Source organism: Hyella patelloides LEGE 07179 (assembly GCF_900659865.1).
GTDB lineage: Bacteria > Cyanobacteriota > Cyanobacteriia > Cyanobacteriales > Xenococcaceae > Hyella > Hyella patelloides.
Genome location: NZ_LR214140.1, coordinates 1 through 5289, shown reverse-complemented (window position 1 = coordinate 5289; position 5289 = coordinate 1). Strand labels below are relative to the sequence as shown.

Annotated in this window: 5 protein-coding genes and 1 pseudogene; 4 read left to right on the top strand and 2 right to left on the bottom strand. The window is 36.8% G+C overall.

The features are described from left to right. Positions 1 to 547: 547 nt before the first annotated feature. Together H1P_RS30845 and H1P_RS30840 are read left to right on the top strand one after the other, a co-directional pair. Positions 548 to 1738 carry a Coenzyme F420 hydrogenase/dehydrogenase, beta subunit C-terminal domain gene (locus H1P_RS30845; RefSeq protein WP_144874946.1) on the top strand — a complete coding sequence of 397 codons (1191 nt, stop codon included), beginning with the start codon at positions 548 to 550 and terminating at the stop codon, positions 1736 to 1738. A gap of 149 nt (positions 1739 to 1887) precedes the next feature. Beyond that, positions 1888 to 2051 (top strand): annotated as a pseudogene (locus tag H1P_RS30840) (IS1/IS1595 family N-terminal zinc-binding domain-containing protein); the annotation flags it as partial. Here H1P_RS30840 and H1P_RS30835 read toward each other — a convergent pair. Beyond that, positions 2049 to 2435, bottom strand: coding sequence for a hypothetical protein (locus tag H1P_RS30835; protein ID WP_144874944.1), 387 nt, complete (start codon positions 2433 to 2435; stop codon positions 2049 to 2051). The pseudogene H1P_RS30840 and the gene H1P_RS30835 overlap by 3 nt on opposite strands. 245 nt (positions 2436 to 2680) lie before the next feature. On the opposite strand from H1P_RS30835, the gene H1P_RS30830 reads away from it, so the two are divergent. Together H1P_RS30830 and H1P_RS30825 are read left to right on the top strand one after the other, a co-directional pair. Beyond that, positions 2681 to 3931 (top strand): FGGY-family carbohydrate kinase, encoded by a 1251-nt coding sequence (locus H1P_RS30830; protein WP_144874942.1) that lies wholly within the window; start codon positions 2681 to 2683, stop codon positions 3929 to 3931. Between the two features lie 64 nt (positions 3932 to 3995). Next, positions 3996 to 4184, top strand: a complete 189-nt coding sequence (locus H1P_RS30825; RefSeq protein WP_144874940.1) for a CPXCG motif-containing cysteine-rich protein — start codon at positions 3996 to 3998, stop codon at positions 4182 to 4184. A gap of 29 nt (positions 4185 to 4213) precedes the next feature. On the opposite strand, the gene H1P_RS30820 is transcribed toward H1P_RS30825, so the two are convergent. Continuing rightward, on the bottom strand, positions 4214 to 4645 hold the full coding sequence (locus H1P_RS30820) for a hypothetical protein (protein WP_425461566.1): 432 nt from the start codon (positions 4643 to 4645) through the stop codon (positions 4214 to 4216). Between the last annotated feature and the right edge of the window lie 644 nt (positions 4646 to 5289).

Genomic DNA, 5289 nt, shown 5'->3' with positions numbered 1-5289 from the left:
TCGGCTTGTAAGTTTCTATTGGTTCACACTATCGTTTTATTCAATTCCATAGGGCTTAGTAAAAAAGTTTTTTAGTGAAAAAAGATAATCGGGTAAGTAGCAAGTCAAGGTAATAGGTTCAAGTTTATTTTTTTTTGATTTTTTGTACCCTTGCTCGTTGTTAATTCAAGATATTTGATAGTCAAAAGTTTATTTTATGGCACTTTATCTGTCCCCAATAGAGGTTAAAAAAATTAATTCGTAAAAGTTTTAGTATGATTTGCCACAGCCTTAAATAAATTTTCTCTTAATTGATTACCTTATTCCTTGCTCTTCTCTTGGTCAGCGTTCGGTTCGGGGCTGATTTCGTCGAAGAGAGGCGGAACTTGTACGCCCCGTTTACTAGATCGGCTTGCCCATTCCTTAGTTAGTATCTCAGTTCTTAATCTAACGTTTCCGACACTAATTGCATTACATTTATTTACAAAACTTGGTTTTTACACTATCTCTTGCCGTAACCTGACAGATATTACCCAAGATATTGCTTAATAAACATCTTTATTATTATATGACTGTTGCTTCTCACAAAAAAGCCAAAGCCCTGAAAGCTGGTAGTCGTCGTCCAGCAAAAGAATTATGTAGCGAATGCGGTTTATGCGACACTTATTACATTCATTATGTCAAAGAAGCCTGTGCTTTTCTCAATCAGCAAGTAGCAGAATTGGAACAGCAAGCTCATGGACAAAGTAGAGATTTAGATAACGAAGACGATCTTTATTTCGGTGTTCATCAAGAGATGATGGCTGCACGGAAAAAACAACCTATTGAAGGGGCGCAATGGACTGGTATTGTTAGCTCTTTAGCTTGCACCATGCTCGAAAAAGGCTTGGTAGAAGGAGTAGTTTGTGTTCAGAATACCAAAGAAGATCGCTTCCAACCAATGCCTATTATTGCGCGAACTCCTGAAGAAGTGTTAGCAGCAAAGGTAAATAAACCAACTCTTTCCCCTAATTTGAATGTTTTAGAGCAAATCGAACAGTCAGGAATGAAGCGGTTATTAGTTATTGGGGTAGGCTGTCAGATTCAGGCTTTACGTGCAGTGGAGAAAGAATTAGGTTTAGAAAAACTCTACGTGTTAGGTACTCCTTGTGTTGATAACGTGACTCGGGAAGGCTTACAAAAATTCCTCGAAACTACCAGTAAATCACCTGATACGGTAGTGCATTACGAGTTTATGCAAGATTTTCGGGTACATTTCAAACATGAAGACGGCTCAGTCGAAAAAGTACCTTTCTTTGGCTTAAAAACAAATAAGCTTAAAGATGTTTTTGCACCTTCTTGCATGAGTTGCTTTGATTATGTCAACTCCTTAGCAGATTTAGTTGTGGGATACATGGGCGCGCCTTTCGGTTGGCAATGGATAGTGGTACGCAACGACACTGGTAAAGAGATGCTGGAATTAATTAAAGATCAGATAGACACACAACCAGTAGCGTCTCAAGGAAACCGTAAAGCAGCAGTCCAGCAAAGTATACCTGCTTATGATAACGCTGTAACTCTCCCTATGTGGGCTGCTAAGATGATGGGTGTAGTGATTGAAAAAGTTGGGCCTAAAGGCTTAGAATACGCTCGTTTTTCCATTGATTCTCACTTTACCCGCAACTATCTCTATGTGAAACGCAACTATCCTGAAAAGCTAGAAGCCCATGTCCCACCTTATGCGAAAAAAATAGTCGAACAGTATAAGTTGCCAGAGTAACAAACACTCAGGAAACATCAAAGTTAATTGTTGTGGTGATTCTCTTGTTTTAAAATAAGAGCAATTACCACTGTTAAATATTAGGGCGTTGCTAAATTAGCAGTGGATATAATATAAAAGGATAGTCACAAAAAACTCATTTAATTAAGATGAAATGTCCTCGATGCCAATCTTCTAAATACTCGAAAAGACGGACATCAAGACGGAAAACAAAGATGGGAATTGTTTTGACTGCGGTTGTATTTTCCGTGACTCTTATTCTGTAAAAGGTTATCATACTCAAGTCAAACAAATCTGTTTGAATATGTATCTATTTTTTGTAAATTATGTCTAGTTGTTTTTGATATTTGATGATATCTTGGATTGTTCTGTCTTTGATTTGGTTTTCGACAAAAGAATAAATATATTGATTGCGATATGCTTTAGCGATCGCACAATAGTGAGCATATAAATCATTATTTGGCTCTGGAGTGATTTCACTCATTTGATGAGCAAAAAAGAAAAATAAATGATATTTAATTTTTTCTAAAAAATTAGGGTATTGAGAGACTACAACATCGAAAGATAAATTATGTAATTGTAATTCTTTTTTAATAATAATAATGGTATCGTCGTAATGGGATTTTATTAAAAATGGCAAATCTTCTTCCAAAAAATCTTCTAGACTTTGTATTTTTTCATCCCGTTTTCTGGTCATGATTATTTTTTTTTATGATTTAGAACTATACTATTACTAAATCAGTTTAATTTCTATTGATTTTTTAATCAGTGATATAAATCACTTTTTTCTGAAGAATTAAAAATTTTAAAAACTTTGTTTTGTAGATATGGCAGTATCAATAAGAATCTTGCCATATTACTATTGTCCTAAGTACTCTTCTATCTACTTTTTTGTGGAGAGCGATTCAAAATAAGTTATATGTTCAAGGATAAAGACTAACCATGAATTATTATTTAGGAATCGATTTTGGTACGTCAGGCGCAAGAGGAATTGCTATTAATCAACAACAAACAGTAGTAGTTCAAGTTAATTATTCTTTTAGTAACCAAATAAACCATAACTTAGGAGCTTATTGGCAACAAGCACTTTATTCTTTACTAGAACAAATACCTCTAGTAGTTAGAAAGCAAATAAAGGCGATCGCAATTAACGGAACATCTTCTACTGTATTATTATGTAATGGAGCGGGAAATTCTATTGGTGAATCTCTTTTATACAATGACGATCGAGGTAAATTATTAATAGATAAAATTACAAATATTGCACCAGTAAATCATGTAGTAATTAGTGCAACCTCTAGCTTGGCTAAGTTATTTTGGTATCAACAACAATCCTTTTTTCAACAAGCAAAATATTTGCTTCATCAAGCAGATTGGCTGGGGTTTTTACTACACGGAAAGTTAGGTATTAGCGATTATCATAATGCTTTAAAGTTGGGTTATGATGTGGATAATTTTTGTTATCCTGATTGGTTACAAAATCTGTCTTTTAGCGAGCTTTTTCCCCAAGTATTAGCACCTGGTACACCTGTGGGAGAAGTAACCCCAGAAATTTGCGATCGCTTTTCTTTCCCTGCCGATTGTATAGTATGTACTGGGACAACCGACAGTATTGCAGCTTTTTTAGCCAGTGGTGCGACACAACCAGGGGAAGCCGTAACTTCTCTCGGTTCAACTTTGGTTTTAAAATTACTCAGTAAGAAAAAGGTTGCAGCTAGTCAATACGGTATTTATAGTCACAGATTGGGTGATTTGTGGTTAACTGGGGGTGCTTCTAATACAGGAGGTGCAGTGTTAAAGCACTTTTTTAGCGATCGAGAATTGCAAGAACTTTCGCCACAAATTAATCCTAATCCAGTAAGCTCTTTAGAATATTATCCTTTATTAAAACCAGGAGAAAGATTTCCCATTAATAATCCTAATTTAGCTCCTAAGTTATCTCCTCGCCCTGATAATGATCTAGAATTTTTACATGGATTACTATTAAGTATGGCAAGAATCGAAGCTTTAGGATATGGTAAATTACAAGAATTAGGAGCAACTAAATTAACTCAAGTGTATACAGCAGGTGGTGGGGCAAAGAACTTTTCTTGGGAACAAATACGCCATATTTATCTACAAGTACCAGTAATAGCTGCTAAAAATATACAAGCAGCTTATGGAACAGCTTTACTTGCTCTAAAAGCTATTTAATATTTATCATTTATCTATAATTGTTGAATGATTTAATTTAGATTATTTATTATTTAAAATTATTATGCAAACTACCGCAGAATATTATTGTGCTTTTTGTGGCGAACCAAATACCACTTTTGTTGATATTAGTGGTGGGATGCAACAATCTTATATTGAAGATTGTCAAGTGTGCTGTCGTCCTAATATTTTATATGTCAGATTTGATGAGGATACTTTAGAAGTAGAAATTGATAGTGATTATGAAAGCTGATATAGCAAACCTGAATAAGTTAAGAAGCATTAAGTATCTACTTCAAAAGCAATACCTTCATTCACAAAATTAGAGAAATTATCCTCAATACTTGCTGCTTCTTCTGGCCCTGCAAATAAGTAAGTTCCTGGTAAGTCAGTATTTTGGAATCGAGAAAAAGGTGTAGCTCGATTAGCTTCCGCTCCATAAACATAGAATGCTAATCCTTCCTCCACAAATTGTCCAGAGAAATTCTCATTGATTGCTGTACGTTCCTGTTGTCCCACAAAAACATAAGTGCCTGAAGTAGTTGTACTTTGAAAACGATACAAAGGAATCAAATCTTCTCCTGGTTCTACTGCTACCTGAAAAGCTAATCCTTCTTCTTGAAAGTTGTCAAAGTTCTCTCGAATATTTTGTGCTTCTGCTGCTGCTACATACAAATATGTACCAGGAACGTCAGTATTTTGAAAGCGGAAAATATCAGTTTCTAGTAAATCATCATCAGGTTCGGGTTCGGGTTCGGGTTCGGGTTCGGGTTCAGGTTCGGGTTCGGGTTCGGGTTCGGGTTCGGGTTCGGGTTCGGGTTCGGGTTCGGGTTTTCGGTTCGGTCAGCTATTATCCTGAATTATCAGATGATAGCTAAACTAAATAATGCACGCGTCAGCCCTAAAGTTAGAGACGGTGGAGGACTCGCAAGGGGACTACCATCAAGGGGACTTGAGGACTATCATGGGGATCTACGCGTCAGTATACTGAGATGAGAGTCTGCACGTAGTCGCTACTCTCGACAGTCATGATACGAGTGACGATAGTCTGATGAGAGTCTGAGGATCGACGCAGCTACGACTGCTCGTCGACTCTCAGCTTAGCGAAGACTACAGGATTCAATTCTTGAACGATAGGAGATAAGTATCCATGTACGTAGGTTAGACTCGTCGGAACCGGTTCACTTAGCGGAACGTTGCAAGGACTCAAGTTCCGGATCCGGTAGCTGGTAACAGATGCATACACTTGGCGGAGGAATCTTGAATCAAGCAAGTACCAATTACCATGGAGGAATTGACGATTAGAACCGGTAAAGTTCCATGGCAACCGGGTTCGGTTACGCCTTGAGGAAACATCC